At 71.4% G+C, this 15,874-nt stretch carries 16 protein-coding genes; 11 read left to right on the top strand and 5 right to left on the bottom strand.

What is annotated here, in order from left to right:
* Nucleotides 1–476: 476 nt before the first annotated feature.
* Nucleotides 477–992 carry a sigma-70 family RNA polymerase sigma factor gene (locus tag ACFYW9_RS03470; RefSeq protein ID WP_351860484.1) on the bottom strand — a complete coding sequence of 172 codons (516 nt, stop codon included), beginning with the start codon at nucleotides 990–992 and terminating at the stop codon, nucleotides 477–479.
* A 208-nt stretch (nucleotides 993–1,200) separates the two neighbouring features.
* Here ACFYW9_RS03470 and ACFYW9_RS03465 point away from each other — a divergent pair, with 208 nt between their 5' ends.
* Complete coding sequence (locus tag ACFYW9_RS03465) at nucleotides 1,201–1,818, top strand: TetR/AcrR family transcriptional regulator (protein ID WP_389144134.1); 618 nt, start codon at nucleotides 1,201–1,203, stop codon at nucleotides 1,816–1,818.
* A 122-nt stretch (nucleotides 1,819–1,940) separates the two neighbouring features.
* Here ACFYW9_RS03465 and ACFYW9_RS03460 read toward each other — a convergent pair whose 3' ends face one another.
* Together ACFYW9_RS03460 and ACFYW9_RS03455 are read right to left on the bottom strand one after the other, a co-directional pair.
* Complete coding sequence (locus ACFYW9_RS03460; RefSeq protein WP_389144131.1) at nucleotides 1,941–2,645, bottom strand: SGNH/GDSL hydrolase family protein; 705 nt, start codon at nucleotides 2,643–2,645, stop codon at nucleotides 1,941–1,943.
* Between the two features lie 126 nt (nucleotides 2,646–2,771).
* The gene (locus ACFYW9_RS03455; protein ID WP_389144128.1) at nucleotides 2,772–3,722 is read right to left on the bottom strand and encodes a bifunctional lysylphosphatidylglycerol flippase/synthetase MprF; all 951 of its coding nucleotides are present in this window, start codon (nucleotides 3,720–3,722) and stop codon (nucleotides 2,772–2,774) included.
* A 291-nt stretch (nucleotides 3,723–4,013) separates the two neighbouring features.
* Here ACFYW9_RS03455 and ACFYW9_RS03450 point away from each other — a divergent pair, with 291 nt between their 5' ends.
* From ACFYW9_RS03450 to ACFYW9_RS03405, 10 genes are all read left to right on the top strand, one after another.
* A complete protein-coding gene (locus ACFYW9_RS03450; RefSeq protein ID WP_389144776.1) occupies nucleotides 4,014–5,642 on the top strand; it encodes an aldehyde dehydrogenase family protein in 1,629 nt (542 codons plus the stop codon).
* Between the two features lie 32 nt (nucleotides 5,643–5,674).
* The gene (locus ACFYW9_RS03445) at nucleotides 5,675–6,802 is read left to right on the top strand and encodes an acyl-CoA dehydrogenase (RefSeq protein ID WP_389144125.1); all 1,128 of its coding nucleotides are present in this window, start codon (nucleotides 5,675–5,677) and stop codon (nucleotides 6,800–6,802) included.
* Between the two features lie 8 nt (nucleotides 6,803–6,810).
* Entirely contained in the window at nucleotides 6,811–8,145 is a 1,335-nt protein-coding gene (locus ACFYW9_RS03440) for an aspartate aminotransferase family protein (protein ID WP_389144122.1), read from the top strand.
* Nucleotides 8,138–8,647 carry a type II toxin-antitoxin system RatA family toxin gene (locus tag ACFYW9_RS03435; RefSeq protein ID WP_389144119.1) on the top strand — a complete coding sequence of 170 codons (510 nt, stop codon included), beginning with the start codon at nucleotides 8,138–8,140 and terminating at the stop codon, nucleotides 8,645–8,647. The genes ACFYW9_RS03440 and ACFYW9_RS03435 overlap by 8 nt, the downstream gene beginning before the upstream one ends.
* The gene (locus ACFYW9_RS03430) at nucleotides 8,647–9,138 is read left to right on the top strand and encodes a hypothetical protein (RefSeq protein ID WP_389144116.1); all 492 of its coding nucleotides are present in this window, start codon (nucleotides 8,647–8,649) and stop codon (nucleotides 9,136–9,138) included. The genes ACFYW9_RS03435 and ACFYW9_RS03430 overlap by 1 nt, the downstream gene beginning before the upstream one ends.
* Nucleotides 9,135–9,689: a flavin reductase family protein gene (locus tag ACFYW9_RS03425; RefSeq protein ID WP_351860466.1), complete on the top strand. Its 555-nt coding sequence runs from the start codon at nucleotides 9,135–9,137 to the stop codon at nucleotides 9,687–9,689. Before ACFYW9_RS03430 ends, ACFYW9_RS03425 begins: the two co-directional genes overlap by 4 nt.
* Nucleotides 9,686–10,645: a VlmB-like protein gene (locus tag ACFYW9_RS03420; protein ID WP_389144112.1), complete on the top strand. Its 960-nt coding sequence runs from the start codon at nucleotides 9,686–9,688 to the stop codon at nucleotides 10,643–10,645. The genes ACFYW9_RS03425 and ACFYW9_RS03420 overlap by 4 nt, the downstream gene beginning before the upstream one ends.
* Nucleotides 10,642–11,646, top strand: coding sequence for a beta-ketoacyl-ACP synthase III (locus ACFYW9_RS03415; RefSeq protein ID WP_389144109.1), 1,005 nt, complete (start codon nucleotides 10,642–10,644; stop codon nucleotides 11,644–11,646). The genes ACFYW9_RS03420 and ACFYW9_RS03415 overlap by 4 nt, the downstream gene beginning before the upstream one ends.
* Nucleotides 11,647–11,726: 80 nt before the next feature.
* Nucleotides 11,727–11,981, top strand: a complete 255-nt coding sequence (locus ACFYW9_RS03410; RefSeq protein WP_389144106.1) for an acyl carrier protein — start codon at nucleotides 11,727–11,729, stop codon at nucleotides 11,979–11,981.
* A complete protein-coding gene (locus ACFYW9_RS03405; protein ID WP_389144103.1) occupies nucleotides 11,981–13,219 on the top strand; it encodes a beta-ketoacyl-[acyl-carrier-protein] synthase family protein in 1,239 nt (412 codons plus the stop codon). Before ACFYW9_RS03410 ends, ACFYW9_RS03405 begins: the two co-directional genes overlap by 1 nt.
* Before the next feature lie 53 nt (nucleotides 13,220–13,272).
* Here ACFYW9_RS03405 and ACFYW9_RS03400 read toward each other — a convergent pair whose 3' ends face one another.
* Nucleotides 13,273–14,025: an AfsR/SARP family transcriptional regulator gene (locus tag ACFYW9_RS03400; RefSeq protein WP_351860456.1), complete on the bottom strand. Its 753-nt coding sequence runs from the start codon at nucleotides 14,023–14,025 to the stop codon at nucleotides 13,273–13,275.
* A 104-nt stretch (nucleotides 14,026–14,129) separates the two neighbouring features.
* Nucleotides 14,130–15,821, bottom strand: a complete 1,692-nt coding sequence (locus ACFYW9_RS03395) for a nitrite/sulfite reductase (RefSeq protein ID WP_389144099.1) — start codon at nucleotides 15,819–15,821, stop codon at nucleotides 14,130–14,132.
* Nucleotides 15,822–15,874: the final 53 nt, after the last annotated feature.

The raw sequence follows: 15,874 nt of genomic DNA, 5'->3' as shown, positions 1-15,874 counted from the left end.
CTGTTCGGGCCCCGGCCCCGGCCGCCTCGCGGGCGACGGTTCCCGGGGTCGGCCGGGACACGGCTCCGCGGACGGGGGTCCATCGGAACACGGCTTCCCGGCTCATGGCCGGGCGTGGCGCACTCGGCCGGCGCGAGGCCGAGCGCCGCCGGCCCGGCCGGCTCCCGGTCGGGCCCGGCGGGGTCCGTCGAGTCGTGGTGGGGCCCGGCGGGGTCCGTCGGCTCGTGGCAGGGCGTCCGGAGGGCTGTCCGCCCGTGACGGGGCGCCTTGTGGTCCGACGGCCGGTACCGCGGCGTGGAACGGCGGCGAGCTGTGGTGGTGTCTGTCTCCCGGTGTGTGTCCACTGCTCCGCCGTCCCGCCTGTCGTGATCCGGTCCTCCGCCGTGATCCGGTCCTCCGTCGTGAGCCGCGCGAGGCGGCGGCGCCCGGGCCGCGGCCGGGCGGCGCGTCCGCCCGGGCCCGTCCCCGCCGCCACCTCAGCCCGTCAGCGCCTCCTCGTACCAACGGCGCAGCCTGGCCCGCGCCTTGGTGAAGGCGCTCTCGGCCGCCTTGAGGGAGATACCGCGCCGGCTGGCGAACTCGCGGGTGCTGATCCCGTTGAGGCGGGCCACGATCACCTGGTGCTCCCGCCCGGCGAGCCGGTCGACCTGCTCCAGCGCCCAGGCCTCCTCCTGGGCCGCGCAGATCAGCTCCTCCGGGCTCGCCATGACCTCGGCCCAGGGGCCCCGCAGCAGCCGGCGGGCGCGTTCGTCGCGGCGGTGGATGTCGGTGCAGAGCCGCAGCGTCACCGTGGTGAGGAAGGGGCCGACCCGGCTCTCGTCCAGGTCGCGGAAGGTCGCCGCGCGGATCAGGGCCTCCTGCGCGCAGTCCTCGGCCTCCTGGTCCCCGGACAGGCGGGACCGCGCGAGCCGGTGGATGCGCTCACGGTGCGGAAGCAGCAGTTCCCACCGGTCCGCGGGGACCTCCACGCCGGGAAGTGCGGGGCTGTGCATGGCTGATGACCTCCTTGCCGGATACGGCCAGAGGGGCTGGGGACATGCCGCGGGCCTGGACTCGGGGTTGGCGCCCTGCGGCCGTGATGTTACATTCCAACCGATGGTATGTCTATGAGATCCAGGTTCGGTGAACTCTTGGTACGAGGGGGAGCGCTAAGATCGAACGGTGGGTGTTGTCGGGGGGTCAGGAGGGCGGGTCGGATCCATGGGCAGTCAGCAGCGAGTGCGCCGGTCGCAGGAGGAGCGTTCGCGGACGACGACGAACGAACTCCTCTCCGCCGCTCGTAAGCTCTTCGCCAGAGACGGGTACACCGCTACCTCGCTCGACGCGATCTGTGAGGAGATCGGGGCGAGCAAGGGCGCGCTCTACCACCACTTCAAGAACAAGCGGGACCTGTTCCGCGCCGTCTACGAGGCGGAGGAGAACCGGCTGTCGAGCGCGATCGCGCAGACGTTCACCCTCCACGAGGACCCCTGGGACGGTCTGTACGAGGGCATGCGCGAATTCCTGGTCATGTCGATGGAGCCGAGCACGCAGCGGATCACCCTCATCGACGCGCCGGGGGCACTGGGCTGGGCGGAGATGCGGGCGATCCGCTCGGACTGCCGGCGCATGATCGCCTACGGTCTCGGTCAGCTCCTCGGCAGGGACCGTCCCCGCGCCGACGTGACCGCCGTCGCCTCGATGGTGCACGGCGCCGCCTGCGAGAGCGCGGTCGCGCTGGCCCACGCCGACGGTGACGCGGACGAACTGCTCGAAGCCACGCTGCGCCAGTTCCGCCAGCTCTTCTCCTCCATCGCCTCTTCCGTCACCAAGGCCTGAAGGCACTCCCGCCCGGCGGACCGGGTGGGAGAACCTCCCCGCTGGTGGGGCCGGGTGGGAGAACCCTCCCGTCCGTCGGACCCGGTACCGCGTGTCTCCCTCCGGTGGAACCGGCCGAAGACTCACCGGCACTCGTCCGCGGCGCCGGTGAGATGGGCGCCGAGCCCCTGGATCACCGAGGCGGCGGCGATGGCATGGCCACGCATGGTGGGGGCGCTGCCGTCGGCGCCGTACACATCCCGGTCCGCGGCCGCCGGATGCTCGGCGAGGTTCACATAGATCGCTCCGTGCCGGAGGGCCACCGCCTGCTTGCGCTCGGCCAGTTCGCGCAGCCGGAGCCGCAGACGCTCGGCCTCCTCGCTCGGCCGGGGGCCGAAGCGGGTGATGTCGAACCAGTTCACCAGCAGCACATCGCCCCCGCTGTCGCGCAGCGGTGCGACGACCCGGTCGAACTCCGCCTCCACGCTGTCGGCGTCGAACGGATCGCGCACCAGTTCCGCGCCGCAGCACGTCAGCGCCGTCAGATCCGGCTTGAACTCCAGGACGAGGCCCAGTTGCCGCGACCGTATCTCCGCCGCGAGCCGGCCCTTCCTCCCGAGGTTGAGATACGCGAGGCCGGGCTGGACCCGGCGCAGGCAGGCCGCCACCCGATGCGCCCAGCCGTCGTGGCCGTAGCCCTCCGCGGGCTCACCCCGTCCGTCGGCGACCTCGTCGCCGATCACCAGGAAGCGCCGCCAGGGCGCCCCCGTCAGTAACTCCTCCGCCTGCGCGGTGCTCAGACAGTGTTGATCGTCGTTCTCGCGCCGCAGCGCCGTCTCCGTGCCCATGTTTTCCCCCGTGTGTCGCACTCCGTGGTTCGGCGAGTGCACACCGTACTCCCTGAATTCGGGCGTCCGTCCAGCACTTTCGCGTCGTACGGCCTGTCGTACGGCTTTCATGATGCTGTCTCCGCCTCACACCGATTTGGTGACCCGCAGGACCTGCCAGATGGCCCCGAAGCTGGCGCCGCGCTCGAAGGCCAGATATTCGGGCAGCACCACCTGCGGGCCCCACTTCTCCTTGTACGCGAGCTGGGTCGAGGCCGGGTAGACCGCGTGACCGTGCTCGGCGAGCAGCCGCATGAACCGGCCCGTCAGCCTGCTCGCCCCGGCCGGCTCGTGCCGCGGGTCGAGGCCGGTGAACGGGGTGAAGCCGAAGTGCAGCCAGTCCGCGCCCTCCTTGACGAAGGTCTCCGTCGCGTGCAGGTTGACGGCCTCCATCACTCCCGGCGGGGCGTCCGGCAGCCGCCTGCTGAGGTCGTGCAGCCAGCCGGGCCTGCTGCCGTGGGCGGGACTGTACGAGATGTACGAGACCGGCCCGGAGTCCAGCGTGCCGACGAAGAGCCGGCGGTGCTTCTGCGCGGGGCCGCCGAGCTGGCCCACCAGGAACTCGATCTCCTTGACGTGCCGCCCCTTGGAACGCAGCCAGGCCTTGTCGATCCGCTCGATGTTTCGCGCGCACGTCTCCCAGTCCGTCTCGGCGACCGTCAGACCGCTGCGCCGCGCACGCGAGATCTTGTTGCGCAGTTTCACGAACTTCGATCCGCGCAGGCTGAACGCGGAGAGGTCGAGGGAGTACGACGAGCCCACCTGGTTGACGGTGAAACCCTCTTCGCGGAACAGGTCGACGTCCTCACGCTGCAACTGGATCCCGACGATCGTGCAGCGCTGTTCGCGCGCGAAGGAGCGGAAGGCGCGCAGGAGGGAAGCCCGTTGTCCAGGAGCGGCGAACACCCCGCCGAACTGGACGAGATGGCGGCCGGAACGCCGGTAGACGACGAAACCGTCGCCGCCGTCCTCACGGAAGTACTGGTTCCCCTCGTTGAGCGCGAGGAACGCGCTCGGATTGTCGGCGTGCTTCTCCACGGCCGACAGCAACCCGGGGAGAACATCGCCGTTCGCGTCCGCCGCGGGCGTCGCCGTCCGCCGTGTCCGTGATCGATTCACCGCACCGCCCTCCAGAGACCTACAGGAACGCACGGACTCTTTCAGCGGGGTCGTGAAGCCGGCTGAAACAGCCGTCTCAGACCCGTCTCAGCTCTTTCTCAGAGGTCTTGGCGAAGGTTGCCGACGAATCGAAGTCGCTCTACAGAAGGCGGGGGACCTGGGGTGACCAGCGTTCAGTTGTCCGCTCCGGCCGGCCGGCGGCGCGGCGGGATGCCCGCACGCCGGTTGCGTACGTACCGGTCCTATGTGAACGGAGAATGCCTGGACGGCGGCGAGTGGGTCTATGTCGTCGGCGCCGACGCGTTGCTCGACGACGCGTTCGCGAGCCTGAGCCTCAAACGGAAGCTGGAGCGCGGGCTGGCGGAGCCGGCCGAACTGCCCGGCAGCATCGTCGCCAAGGTGGCCAAGGCCGACCGCGCCACCGTCGAGGCGGCCGTGGAGGCCGCCGCCGGGGCCGCGCCGCGCTGGGCGGCGTTCCCGCTCGACGTGCGGCTCACCGGGCTGGGCCGTCAGATCCACCGGCGCATCGTGGAGCGCGCCCAGGAGATCGTCGACGTGCTGGTGGAGGAGGGGCATCCGCTGCCGCTGGCCCGCTGGCAGGTGTCGGGCATGCTCGACTGCTTCGGGCCGCAGTCCCTGGGTTTCTACCGGTCGCAGATGCTCCAGGAGTTCCGGCAGGGCGACCGGCAACTGGCGGTGCGCAGGCTCCCGGACGGCGTGGTGTGTCTCAACCCGCCGCAGAACGCGCCGCTGTCCAGCACCCTGCTGGGCGCCACCGCGATCATGGCGGGCAACGCGCTGGTGGTCCGCGCGCCGCGCAGCGCCCCGCTCGGGGCGATGTACGTCCTGCACGAGATCGTGATCCCGGCGCTGGAGGAGATCGGCGCCCCGCCCGGCACGCTGAACGTGGTGTGCGGCGACCCCGCGCCCATGCTCGCCGCCTGGCTGCGGAGCCCGAAGGTCGACGACATCATGTATTTCGGGAGCAGCGAGAACGGCATCACCTTCGAGGAGAAGTGCGTCACCGCCGGCAAGAAGCCCATTCTCGAACTGGCCGGGAACGACGCCGTGGTGGTGTGGAAGGACGCCGATCTCGAACTGGCGGCGGAGGCGATCACGGAAAGCTTCTTCGGTTCCGGACAGCTCTGCATGATCCCGAACCAGGTGCTGGTGCACCCGGAAGTCGCCGATCGGCTCATCGCGAACATCGTCCGCCTGGCCGGCCACATCCGTCCCGGATACGCCTGGGAGGAGGACGTCCTCCTCACCCCGGTCCTGCGGAACGAGAAGTTCTTCTCCTGTCTGCGGGACGCCGTCGAGAACGGCGCGGAGATCGCCTGCGGCGGGCACGCCATGCAGATCGACGAGACCCGCGACGCGGCGGGCATCTTCCTTGAGCCGACGGTGGTGGTGGTCCGCGGTCTGAAGGACGCCCGGGAGATCGACGCCGTACGCGACGAGACGTTCTTCCCGCTGATCCCGGTCGTGGTCGCGGCCCCCGCCCCGGACGCCGAACTCATGGACAGCTTCGTCGAGTTCGTCAACACGAACGCCTACGGCCTGAGGAATTCCGTATGGGCCGGCGACAAGGCCGTCGTCGACGAATTCGTCACCCGCATCACCGTCGGCGGAATCCTGAAGGTCAACGACTCGCACATCGGATTCCTGCCCTATCTGCCGACGCACGGCGGTACGGGCCTGACCGGAGGTGTCTTCGGCGAGGCCAACTACCCGATCCTGCGCACCTCGCACGTCCAGGGGCTCAGCGTCAGCACCGGATCCCGTCCCCGCGACGCGGTCTTCGGCGCCTGGCGCGCCATGGACCGGCGAGAGCCCTGAACACCCCGTCCGCGCACTACGAGAGAGCTGCCATGCGCCCACTGGATGCCGCGCGCGAGACGTGCGAGAAATTCATGCCCGGACTGCTCGCCGAACTGGACGAGTTCCCGCTGAGCGAACTGGAGTCCCCGGACTCTCCCGCCATCGCGCTGTTCCGCGGCCACGGAGGACCCCAGCTGGTCATCCCCAAGACCTACGCCGGCTCCGGCGCGGGTCCCCGGGAGGCGCTTCAGGTCACCCGTGCCCTGGGCGCGGCCGCGCCGTCGCTCGCGGTCGCCACGACCATGCACCACTTCTCCGTGGCCACCCTGTTCACGCTGGCCGAGAGTCTGCAGGCCAGTGGCGCGGAGTGGGCCCTGCTGGAGGGCATCGCGGAACAGAACCTGCTGGTGGCCTCCGGCTTCGCGGAGGGCCGCACCGGACAGGGCATCCTGACCCCCTCGATGCGGGCCACGGTCGTCGAGGGCGGCTACCGGATCAACGGCGCGAAGAAGCCGTGCAGTCTGTCGCACTCGATGGACCTGCTCACCGCGAGTGTGGCCGTGCCCGGTGACGACAACTCGGCCGTCCTGCTGGTCCCCAAGGGCGTCGAGGGTCTGAGCGTGCACCCCTTCTGGGGGAACCCGGTCCTCGCGGGCGCGGAGAGCGACGAACTCCGGCTGGAGGACGTGTTCATCAGCGAGCAGCAGCTCATGCGGACCGAGGACGCCGAGCCGGGCGCCATGGACAGCCTCCAGACGGTCGGCTTCATCTGGTTCGAACTGCTCATCTCCGGCTCGTATCTCGGGATGGCGAGCGCCCTCTGCGAACGCGTCGTGGAGCGCGGCCGGGGCAGCGACTCCGAGCGGGCCCGGCTGCAGTGCCGGCTGGAGAGCGCGGCGCTGCTGCTGGAGGGCATGGCGCGGATGATCGAGCAGGAGGAGACCGGCGACGAGGCGCTCGCGAAGTCCCTCATCGCGCGGTACGCGGCGCAGGACGCCCTGGCGGAGTCGGTGCACCAGGCCGTCGAACTGCTCGGCGGGATGGCGTTCATCGGCTCGCCGGACGTGGCCTACCTCGCGGCGGCCTCGCACGGTCTTTCCTTCCACCCGCCGTCCAGGTCGAGCATCGCGGGACCGCTCCTGGAGCACCTGGCCGGCAAGCCGCTGCGGATCGCGTGAGGCCCGCGATGACCCTCACCCCGGCCTCCGCCACACCCGCGACGTCACCCTCGCCGACCGCCCCGGCACCGTCACCCCTGACCCGTGAAGAACTCGGCCGGCTCTACCGGCGCCGTCTCAACAAGGGCCGGGCCGTCCTGGGCGAGATGTTCGGCGGGCACATCGAGACCGAGTCGCTCGGCGCCTGGGTGTTCACCGCCGAGGGCCGCCGGTTCCTCAACTGCGGTGGCTACGGAGTGCTGTTGACGGGAGCCAGGCACCCCACGGTGGTGCGGTACGTGTCCGAGCAGCTGAACCGGCACCCCGTCGCGACCCGGGTGTTCCTCGAACCGCAGGCCGCGCTGGCCGCCGAGGCACTGGTGGAGGTCTCCCCGCCCGGCCTGGAGCGGGTGCACTTCGCGGGCTCGGGCGCCGAGGCCGTCGAGTGCGCGATCAAAATGGCCCGCACCCAGGGCAGACGGCACCTCGTCGCCACCGTGGGCGGCTACCACGGCAAGACCATGGGCGCCCTCAGCCTGACCGGCCGTGACGTCTTCCGCGAGCCCTTCCGTCCCTTGCTGCCGGACGTCGAGCACGTCCCGTACGGCGATGCCACGGCCCTGGAGCAGGTACTGCTCCGCCACCCGGGCGACTGCTGTGTCGTGGTCGAACCCGTCCAGGGCGAGGCCGGCGTGGTCCTCCCGCCGGACGGCTATCTCACCCGGGTACAGGAACTGTGCCGCCTGCACGGGGCGTTCTTCGTGCTCGACGAGGTGCAGACCGGACTCGGCCGGCTCGGCGCCTGGTGGGGCGCCGACCGGGAGGGGCTCACCCCGGACGCGCTGCTCGTGGGCAAAGGGCTCAGCGGCGGGATCGTCCCGGTCTCGGCGGTGGTCGCCACCCCGGCGGCCTTCGCGGTCTTCGACCGGGACCCCTACCTCCACACCTCCACCTTCTCGGGGGCACCGCTGGCGATGGCGGCGGCCCGGGGCGCGCTCGCCGCGCTCCACGAGGACGGACTCGTCGAACGGGCCCGGGTTCTCGGCGACGAACTGCTCGTCGGGCTCGGGGAGATCGCCCGCGGACACTACGGCGACGGCCTGCGCGAGGTGCGCGGCCGGGGCCTGCTGCTGGGCTTCGAGTTCGCCCGGCCCGGCGCGGCCGGGGACCTCCTGATCGAGCTGGCGGAACAGGGCGTCATCGCCAACCACTCGCTCAACTCGGACCACGTCCTGCGGCTCACCCCGCCGGCCGTGCTGTCCCGCTCCGACATCGGCTTCCTGTACGAGGCCTTCGACCGCGCGTGCGGCAGGCAGGCCTCCGCGTACGCAATCTCATCGGAAGGTGGCACCGGCCATGCGTAGTGCTCATGTGACCCTCGGCGTGCCGGGGGTGACTCCCCAGGCCGCCTTCGCCCGGGTCAAGGACTTCGCGGCGTACCCGGATCTCGTCGACGTCGTACGGTCCGTGACGGTCCGCCGGACGAGCGGCACGCACGAGTCCAGCGACTGGGAGGTGTACTTCCGCAACGGCATCCTGCGCTGGACGGAGACCGACCGGCTCGACGCGGCGGGCCTGACCATCGAGTTCGCCCAGACCGAGGGCGACTTCGAGGAGTTCTCCGGAACCTGGGCCATCACCGCCGACGGCGACGGCTGCCGGATCGCCTTCGACACCGCGTTCGACTTCGGCATCCCCTCGCTCGCGGGGATCCTCGACCCGGTCGCGGAGCGGGTGTTCAAGGAGACCATCGCCCGCGTGGTCCGGGGACTGTTCCCGAACGCCGAGGTGATCGGCGACGAGGCCGTCGCCAAGGCGCTCGCCGCGGTCCTGGAAGCGGCCGCCGCTGCGGGAGGAGCGCGCTGATGGACGCCAAGAACCTCTTCGAGACGCCGGCCACCTCGAAGCTGCACCGCGCCGAGTACGCCCTGGGCCTGGCGGTGAGCAGCGTGCTGTTCCTCACCCACCTCGGGGACGTCTCCTGGCCGGTCTTCATCGGCCTGTTCCTCTACATCGACCTGATCGGCTACATCCCCGGCGCGATCGCCTACCACCGCAGTACGACCAAGGACATCTCCAAGGTCTACTACGTGCTCTACAACGTGATGCACAGCCTCGTCACCGAAGGTCTGGTGGCCCTGGTGTGGATCTGGGCGTTCGGCGCCGAGTGGGCGCTGCTCGCCCTGCCGATCCACCTCTTCGGCGACCGGGCGCTGTTCGGGAACTTCCTCAAGAGTTTCAGGCTGCCCTTCGAGCCGGTCGAGGACCCCGGATACCTTCGCTTCCGCGCCGAGTTCGAGGGCCGGGGCGCACGGCCGGCCCCGGTGGCCGCCCACCTGGATGCGAGGACCTCATGAGGGAGGCCCTCGCCGCCGAGCGCCGCGGCGGCCCGGCGGGGACGCAGCAGACGCGGTCCACGGTCCGCCGGCTGGCGACCGGTGTCGCGGTGCTGACCTGCGGCGGCCCCGAGACCGTCGAAGGGGTCACGGTGAGCACGGTGGCGCTCGCCTCGATGGAGCCGCCGATCATCTCCGTGGCCCTGCGGGAGGACAGCAGGGGCCTGCGCACCCTCCTGGCGCACGACGGCTTCGTCGTCAACGGGCTCGCCGCCGGACAGGCTTTCCTCGCCGACCACTTCGCCTCGAAGAAGCGTGAACGCGGCCTGGCCCAGCTCCCCGCCGAGACCTGGGCGGGCCTCAGCTCGCACGGGGTGCCCCGGCTCAAGGACGCCGTCGCCTGGCTGGAGTGCCACATCGTCCGCAGCACCGCCGTCGGCGACCACCGGGTCGTCTTCGCCGGTGTGTCGCGGGGCTCGCAGGGCGCCGGGACTCCTCTGGTCAACTTCGCCGACGAGCTGCGACCCGGCCGTGCCGCCATCCGACCGCTGTCCGTGGAAAGGGATCGATGACCGTGTCCACCACACCCTCCGAAGCCGACTGGGAGCACGCCCCGTCGCTCGTCGACGGCGCCATGAACCTGGAACTGACCGCGGACTCCTGCGACCTGCGCTACTGGTTGCGCTCCGTCCCGCAGGGCACCCTGCGCGGTCACACCCTCGGCCACGCCGACGACGTACGCCCGTTGCCGGTGATGTCCGAGCCCGGCCCCCTGAACAGCGCGCTCAGCCAGGAACTGGCCTTCCGGTCCATCGCGGAGGAGAAGGCCACCCGAGCCATCGCCTCCATGGTGGCGCTCGCCCCCGACAACGCCTCGCTGGAGTTCTACTCGACCCAACTCCTCGACGAGGCACGGCACGCCATGGTCTTCCGCCGTCACCTGCTGTCGCTCGGCGTCGCCGAGGCCGACCTGTGGACGGCGATCGACCGGCTGGCCGCCGCCGACAGCGAGCGCGTCCTCGTACCCCTGGAGGAGTTCGGCCTGCGCGCCCTGCGCGACCGGCGGGACTTCATCGGCGGCGTCGTGATCCTCACGGTGCTCGTCGAAGGCGTGCTCGCACCCTCCGCGGAACTCAGCGAGCGCAAGTGGCGGATGTTCGACCCGGCCGCCGCCGACATCGAGCGCGGCGCCGGCATCGACGAGATCCGCCACCTCACCGTCGGCAGCTCCATCGCCCGCGAACACCTGCTGCGCCACCCCGAGGACAAGCCGCGGATCCTGGAACTGATCCAGGAGGGCTACGGCCTGTGGGAGAAGCTGCCCTCGCAGGACCTCGTGATGCGCCGCGAGGAGCTGTTCCAGCAGGGTCTGGAGCGGCACGGCGACCTCGTCGGCGACTACGAGGTCTGGCCCGGACGCCGGCTGATCGACACCACGGCCGAGGAGCGGGCCGGGACGGCGCACGAGTGGGCCGACAAGATGCAGCGCGCGCGACTGGCGTACATGGGCCTGGAGGAAGCCCTGTGACCCCACGGGCCGCGGTCGTGTGCGGGCTCGGATCCTGGCTGCCGCCCAGGGCGGTCACCAACGACGAACTCGCCCGGGAACTCGACACCTCGGACGACTGGATCCGCACCCGCACCGGCATCGGCGCCCGGCACATCCTCGACGACGGCCTCGCCACCTCGGACCTCGCCGTCGAGGCCGGGGCACGGGCCCTGAAGTCCGCTTCGGACATCGCGGTGGACGCGGTGGTACTGGCCACGGCGACCCCCGACCATCCCCTTCCGGCGACCGCCCCGCGCGTCGCCGCCCGGCTCGGACTGGGCCCCGTACCGGCGTTCGACGTGGCCGCCGTCTGCACGGGCTTCCTCTACGGGCTGGCCACCGCGGCCGGGTTCATCGCCGCCGGATCGGCCGACTCCGTCCTGGTCATCGGCGCGGACGCGTTCTCCCGCATCCTCGACCCGGCGGACCGCTCCACCCGGGCCATCTTCGGCGACGGTGCCGGAGCGGTCGTCCTGCGGGCGGGCCGGCCGGACGAACCGGGCGCGCTCGGCCCGGTCCGGCTGGGCTCCGACGGATCGGCGGACCACCTGATCCAGGTGCCCTCCGGGGGCTCCCGCGACCCGCTGCGGCCGGCCACGGCCGGGCAGGGCGACCCCTACTTCAGGATGGCCGGCCAGGCGGTGTTCCGGCACGCCGTGGAATCCATGGCCGAGTCCTCCGAACAGGCCCTGCACGACGCGGGCTGGACGGTGAAGGACGTCGACCTGCTCGTCGCCCACCAGGCCAACGTACGGATCATGCACGCCCTGGCCGACTGGATGGGCCTGGACCGGGAGCGCTGCGCGATCCATCTCGACCGCGTCGGCAACACCTCCGCCGCCTCCGTGCCGCTGGCCCTGGCCGACGCCGTCGCGAGCGGCACCCTGCGCCCCGGCCACCGGGTGCTCATGACCGCGTTCGGCGGCGGGCTGACCTGGGGCGCCTGCACGCTCCGCTGGCCGGCCGTCGAGGCGTACTGATCCGCGCCACCCGTACACCACCGACCGTCCCGCACACCGCGACTCGCACTACGCGACGAACAACCGAGGAGAGACATCCCATGAGTGACACCAGCGATCGTCTGGTCGCCCTGCTGGTACGGGTCTGCGGCCTGGAAGCCGACGAGATCGCGCCCGACGTGAGCTTCCGCAAGCTCGAAGTGGACTCGCTGGCCCTGGTCGAACTCGGCCTCGCCGCCCAGCAGGAGTTCGGCGTCCCGGTCAAGGACGACGACCTGGAACTGGACGCCACGGTGGCCGACGCGACGGAGATGCTGGAGCGGAAGCTGGCCGAGGCGTCGGGAGTGACGGGCTGATGCCGGACGCCAGGCCGCCGTTCTCCGCCGCGGTCACCGGGATCGGCATGGTGACCGCGGCGGGCATCGGCACCCACGCCTCCTGGACGCGCATCCTGCGGGGCGAGACGACGGAAGCGAGCGAGGTGCCCGCCCTCGCGGGCACCCGCGCCGCCTTCGCCTGCCATGTGCCCGCCTTCGACCCCGCGAAGGCGCTGGGCCGGCGCAAGGCGCTGCGCCTGGACCGGAGCAGCCAGCTCGCGCTGGCCGCCGCGGCCGAGGCACTGGCCGACTCGGGCCTGGACACGGCCGCATGGGACGGCGCCCGGGTCGGCGTGGTCATCGGCAGCGGCATCGGGGGAGCGGCCACCTGGGAGAAGCAGCACCACGTGCTGCTCGACCAGGGCTTCGACCAGGTCTCCCCGATGCTGATCCCGATGCTCGCGGTGAACATGACGGCCGGCTACATCGCCATGGAGTGCGGGGCCAGGGGCCCCAACCTGGTGACCGCCACGGCCTGCGCCTCGGGCACCACCGCCATCGGCACGGCACGCGAGCTGCTGCGCTCGGGCGCCTGCGACATCGTCATCACCGGCGGGACCGAGGCCTGCCTGATCCCCTCGATCGTCTCCGGGTTCAGCCAGATGGGCGCCCTCTCCGCCCGCCGCGACGCACCGGCGAACGCCTCACGCCCCTTCGACGTGGACCGGGACGGTTTCGTACCCGCCGAGGGAGCGACCGTACTCGTCCTGGAACGCCCGGAGGACGCCCGGGCACGCGGCGGGTCGGTGCACGCGGTGATCAGCGGATACGGAGCCAGCGCCGACGCCCACCACGCGACGGCCCCCGATCCGGAGGGCCGCGGCGCCGAACTGGCGCTCCGTACGGCCCTGGCGGACGCGGGAGTCGGCGCCGACGAGATCGGTCACGTCAACGCCCATGGCACGTCCACCCCCCTCAACGACGTGACGGAGGCCCGGACGCTGCGCCGGGTGTTCGGAGACCGTCCCGCGGTCACGTCCGTCAAGGGCGTGGTGGGCCACTCGCTGGGGGCGGCCGGCGCCATCGAGGCCGCCGTCACCGCGCTCACCCTCGAACACCGGCTCGTGCCGCCCACCGCGAACCTGCAGAGCCTGGATCCGGAGGTCGAGATCGACGTCGTGGCCAAGGGGCCCCGTGATCTGACGGGCGAGCTGGCGGTGAGCACCTCGTTCGGGTTCGGCGGCCAGAACGCGGTACTGGTCCTCGGCCGGGCCTGAGGCCGGGCACCCGCCATGCTCGGCAGTCCACGGAACCGGAGGTGAACCGGAGGTCAGGTCTGGGAGAGGATCTCGCGGAAGACCCTCCTGAGCTGGGGGGAGGGTTCGATGCCCAGTTCCCGCACAAGGCGCTGACGGGTACGGCTGTACACGTTGATCGCCTCTCCCTGACGGCCCGAGCGGCACAGCGCGGCCATCAGCTGCCGGCAGAAGTGCTCGCGCAGGGGATAGCGCATGTGGAGGCGCTCGGCCTCGGGGATGACCGCCTGGTGGAGACCGAGATCGAGCTGCGCGTCGATCTTGCGCTCGTGCGCGATCAGCCGGCTCTCCTCCAGGTGGGTGTAGGCCATGCGGCAGATCATCCCCTGACCGGTGTCGAACAGGGCGGGCCCCCGCCACAGGGCGAGGGCGCTGTTCAGCGTCCGGATGACCGCTCCGGGGTCCTCTTCGAGGAGCGGTGCCGCGGATTCCACGAGGGCGGTGAAGCGCAGGGCGTCGATGTGGTCGGCGGGGAGCTGGAGCCGGTAGCCGGCGGGCGTGGTCTGCACGACCCCGCGCAGATGTTCCCTGCCGATCCGGGTCACGAGAATGCGCCGCAGCCGCGCGATGTGCCCCTGAAGCGAGTTCACCGCGTCCCTGGGGGGCCTCTCCGCCCAGAGTTCGTCGATCAGTTCGTCCCGGGAGACGACCTTTCCTCCGGCCAGGGCGAGCGCCGCGACAATGGTGCGCAGTTTCTCGCCCGGTATGCGGAAGCGGATGTCGTCCTCGTCGATGATTTCCAGCGGTCCCAGCAGTTCGATCCGCACGGCCCGTCCTTTCTCTGTGCAAGAGTTGGGATTCTTCAGGTGCGGTTCCTGGCCTTTCGGTGTTCACCCCGACCGGATGCCGAGGCGAACACCTGAAAACCCGTCTACTTCAGTTCGTCCTCTCCGGCGCGTGCCGTCCACTCGGCGAATGTCTCCGCCGCGCTCTTCCGGCCCGCCAGATAGGCGCGGGTCACGCGCTCGACGTAGTCGGGCAGTTCGGCCGCCGTGGTCTTCAGGCCGCGCAGCTTCTTGCCGAAGCGGCCGTCCGCCCCCTCCCGCAGGGCGAGGCCCCCGCCGAGGTGCACCTGGAATCCCTCGGTCTGGGTGCCGTCGGCGCCGGTCACGAGCTGTCCCTTGAGCCCGATGTCGGCGACCTGGGTCCGCGCGCAGGAGTTGGGGCAGCCGTTCACGTTGACCTTGATGTCCAACACCTCACCGGCGAGCCGTCGTTCGAGTTCGCCGATCAGAACGGCCGCGCGCTCCTTGGTCTCGACGATCGCCAGCTTGCAGTACTCGATGCCGGTGCAGGCCATGGTGTCGCGCCGCCAGGAGGACGGCTCCGCCTCCAGACCGACGGCGCGCAACGCCTCGACGAGCGGAGCCGGATCGGCCACGTCGAGCACCACGATCTTCTGGTACGGGGTGAGCCGCACCCGTGCCGAGCCGTGGGCCTCGGCGAGGTCCGCGAGGCGGGCCAGCGCGTCGCCGGAGAGCCGTCCGGCCACAGGGGCGGCACCCACGAAGTACCGTCCGTCGCGCTGCCGGTGGACCCCGATGTGGTCGAGGGGAGCGGCCGGCAGCACCGGGGCCGGGCCGTCGAGAAGCGGACGGTTCAGGTACTCGTCCTCCAGCACCTTGCGGAACCGCTCCACGCCCCAGTCGGCCACCAGGTACTTCAGCCGCGCGCGGCCGCGCAGCCTGCGATAGCCGTAGTCCCGGAACAGCCGGGTCACGGCCACCCACACCTCGGGCACGTCCTCCAGCGCCACCCAGGCGCCCAGCCGCTCGGCGAGCCGCGGGGAGGTGGACAGGCCGCCGCCCACCCAGGGGTCGAACCCCGGCCCGTGATCGGGGTGGACGCTGCCGAGGAACGCCAGATCGTTGATCTCGTACGGTACGTCGGGGAGCCAGCTCACCGCCGTCTTGTACTTGCGCGGCAGGTTGGACAGCGTGGGGTCGCCGATCCAGCGGGCGGTGATCTCCTCGATCGCCGGGGTGGCGTCGAGGAGTTCGTCCGCCGAGACTCCCGCGACCGGGCTGCCGACGACGACGCGCGGGCAGTCACCGCACGCCTCGGTGGTCGACAGCCCCACCTCCTCGAGCCGGCGCCAGATCTCGGGGACGTCCTCGATACGCACCCAGTGCAGCTGGATGTTCTGCCGGTCGGTGATGTCCGCGGTGCCCCGGGCCCAGCGGACCGAGATGTCCGCGACGGCGCGGAGCTGGCGCAGATCGAGGCGCCCGCCGTCGATGCGGACGCGGAGCATGAAGTACGCGTCCTCCAGCTCCTCCGGGGCGAGGACGGCCGTGCGCCCGCCGTCGATGCCGGGGCGGCGCTGGGTGTACAGCCCCCACCAGCGCAGGCGGGAGCGCAGATCGTCAGGGTCGATGGAGGCGAAGCCGTGATGCGCGTAGACCCGCTCGACGCGCTCCCGCACCCGCAGCGGGTCCTCGTCCTTCTTGATCTCCTCGTTCTTGTTGAGGGGCTCGCGCCGCCCGTGGGCCCACTGGCCCTCGTCGCGCGAGCCCTCGCGCCCCGCCCGCGGCGGGGGCGACGCCGACGCCGTGTCCGTCATGGTGTGCTGCCCTTCTCCGGCCTCTTGCCGGCCGCGGATCGCGGGCCGGCCTC

It is taken from the genome of Streptomyces sp. NPDC002698 (assembly GCF_042888945.1).
Classification (GTDB): Bacteria; Actinomycetota; Actinomycetes; order Streptomycetales; family Streptomycetaceae; genus Streptomyces.
Note: the sequence above shows the minus strand (reverse complement) of the source record. Positions and strands in the feature narration are given on the sequence as shown.